General features: G+C 26.7%; 1 pseudogene. It reads right to left on the minus strand.

Features of this window, described 5'->3' with window-relative positions:
- Positions 1 to 157: pseudogene (locus HMPREF2937_RS14015) on the minus strand (replication protein); the annotation flags it as partial.
- Between the last annotated feature and the right edge of the window lie 217 nt (positions 158 to 374).

Raw genomic sequence — 374 nt, forward strand, 5'->3', positions numbered from 1 at the left:
TACCAGAATACTTCGCCATTTCGTATAATTCTTTATTGTTGTTCTGTTTGATTTTTTGAACTTGTACTTGTGTAATTTCATCATTGCTCGTTACATCTTGTCATAAATTCAGCTATTCTTTTTGACTAATATAATACCATTTATCTGTTTCGAAGTTGATTTTGGCAACAGAACTAAAAATATAATTTAATTCCAAAATTGAACCCCATGTTGCTAAAAATCAATCTACCAAGGATGAACAGAAATCGCTTCCATTAAAATAAAGAATACTTTAGATTAATAATATATATTTTAAGCGAAAGCAAATCTGGATTAAAATAGAAAGTGTATTAGTTTGAATGGTTTTATTATTAGAACAGTTAATCTATTAGTGA

It is taken from the genome of Staphylococcus sp. HMSC061G12 (assembly GCF_001838465.1).
GTDB lineage: Bacteria > Bacillota > Bacilli > Staphylococcales > Staphylococcaceae > Staphylococcus > Staphylococcus simulans.